At 68.0% G+C, this 2088-nt stretch carries 3 protein-coding genes; all 3 read left to right on the forward strand.

The features are described from left to right. Nucleotides 1-276, forward strand: a 276-nt coding sequence (locus FAB82_RS12830; protein WP_246039626.1) for a PfkB family carbohydrate kinase, incomplete at its 5' end; no start/stop codon positions are given. Next, on the forward strand, nt 266-1138 hold the full coding sequence (locus FAB82_RS12835) for a Cgl0159 family (beta/alpha)8-fold protein (protein ID WP_136534938.1): 873 nt from the start codon (nt 266-268) through the stop codon (nt 1136-1138). The genes FAB82_RS12830 and FAB82_RS12835, both read left to right, overlap by 11 nt. Next, nucleotides 1135-2025: a 5-deoxy-glucuronate isomerase gene (gene iolB / locus FAB82_RS12840; RefSeq protein ID WP_136534939.1), complete on the forward strand. Its 891-nt coding sequence runs from the start codon at nt 1135-1137 to the stop codon at nt 2023-2025. The genes FAB82_RS12835 and iolB overlap by 4 nt, the downstream gene beginning before the upstream one ends. The last annotated feature ends 63 nt before the right edge of the window (nt 2026-2088 follow it).

Here is a 2088-nt window from a genome sequence, read left to right on the forward strand (position 1 = left end):
GTCAAGCAGGGCCCCAAGGGAGTCCTCGCCGACGACGGCTCGGGTCCGGTCGAGGTGCCGCCGGTTCCGGTCGATGTGGTGAACGGCCTCGGCGCCGGTGATGCCTTCGGCGGCGCGCTCTGTCACGGACTCCTCGAGGGCTGGGACCTCGAACGCACCATCGCCTTCGCCAATGCCGCCGGCGCCATCGTCGCGGGGCGACTGTCCTGCTCCGACGCGATGCCCACCCGGACCGAAGTCGAACTCAAGCTGAAGGAGAGTGCCGATGCACGCTGACACGTTGGCGTCGTTGGCTGACACGCGTCTGCACCGGCCCGGTGCGGTCGCAGCAGCGGCCGCTCAGCGCGAACGGGCCACGAGTCCGGTTGGGGCGTCGGGTAAGTGCTTCATCATCGCGGCCGACCATCCCGCGCGCGGTTCGCTCGGCACCGGTGGAAATCCGATGGCGATGGCCGACCGGGGCGACCTGCTGGACCGGCTCTGCATCGCGCTCGCGAACCCGGGCTGCAACGGGCTGCTCGCGACCGCAGACATCATCGAGGACCTGCTGTTGCTCGGGGCGCTCGACGGCAAGATGGTCTTCGGTTCGATGAACCGCGGCGGCCTCGCCGGATCCACATTCGAGATCGACGACCGGTTCACCAGCTACGACGCCGCGACCATCGACGCCATGGGCTTCGACGGCGGCAAAACCCTGACCCGCATCGCCCTCGACGACCCCGCCACCCCCTCGATCCTGGAGAACACCGCCAAAGCGGTGAACGAACTCGCTGCCCTCGGCCGGATCGCCATGGTCGAACCCTTCATCTCCAGTTGGGTGGACGGCAAGATCGTCAACGACCTCTCCACCGAGGCCGTGATCAAGTCCGCCGCGATCGCCTCCGGACTCGGCGCGACCTCGTCCCACACCTGGCTGAAACTCCCCACCGTCCCCGGCATGGATCGGGTTGCCGCGGCCTCGACCCTGCCGATCGTGATGCTCGGCGGCGAAGTCGCCGACATCGAGGCCATGCGCGAGCAGTGGGGCGCTTCGCTTTCTCTGCCGAACATCGTCGGACTGACCGTGGGCCGGTCCCTGCTCTACCCCGCCGACGACGACGTCGCCGGCGCGATCGACGCGGTGGTGAAGCTGCTGTGAACCGCTACCACCTGCCCGCACGTTCCACTGCCGACGGCCCGTTCGACACGGTCGTCACCCCCGCGTCCGCCGGTTGGGGCTACTCGGGCCTGAAGATCCTCGAACTCGGCTCCTGGGGCACTTACACATTCGAGACCGGGAACGCCGAGACGCTGGTGCTGCCGTTGACCGGCTCATGCACCGTCAAATGCGACGGTGAGCTGTTCGAGCTCCAGGGCCGTCGGAACGTCTTCAGCCGCGTGACCGACTTCGTCTACGTCCCAAGGGACGCCACGGTCACGGTCACCAGTGCTGTCGGCGGCAGGTTCGCCCTGCCCTCGGCTCGGTGCGAACGCCGCCTTCCAGCGCGCTACGGCCCAGCCGAGAAGGTCCCGGTCGAGCTGCGTGGTTCGGGCCAGGCCTCGCGCCAGGTCAACAACTTCTGCACGCCCGAGACCTTCGAGGCCGACAAACTCATCGCCTGCGAGGTCATCACCCCCGGTGGCAACTGGTCCTCCTTCCCGCCGCACAAGCACGACGAGGCGGGTGAGCACGAGGCCGAGCTTGAGGAGATCTACTACTTCGAGGTCGCCCCAGGACCCATCGGCCCCGGATTCGCCTGGCAGCGCGTGTACGGCACGCCCGACCGGCCGATCGAGGTCAGCGAAGAGGTCCGCAGCGGTGATGTCGTGGTCATCCCGCACGGCTGGCACGGCCCCAGCGCCGCCGCCCCCGGCTACGACCTCTACTACCTGAACGTCATGGCCGGCCCCGGCGAGGAACGGGCCTGGCTCATCTGCGATGACCCGGTACACGGCTGGGTCCGATCACTTTGGGCCCCTGAGAATCTCGATCCTCGCCTCCCGTTGTCTTCCGCCGTTGAGAAGGAGGGCGACGATGCCCGCTGAGACCGTCAGGCTGACAACCGCCCAAGCGTTGGTGCGGTTTCTTGCTTCGCAGTTTTCGGAGCG

It is taken from the genome of Glycomyces buryatensis (genome assembly GCF_004912275.1).
In the GTDB taxonomy this organism is placed as follows: domain Bacteria; phylum Actinomycetota; class Actinomycetes; order Mycobacteriales; family Micromonosporaceae; genus Glycomyces; species Glycomyces buryatensis.

Bases quoted from the DNA above. Each gene is read 5' to 3' on its own strand.
- FAB82_RS12835 (WP_136534938.1), top strand. From the start codon at position 266: ATGCACGCTGACACGTTGGCGTCGTTGGCTGACACGCGTCTGCACCGG.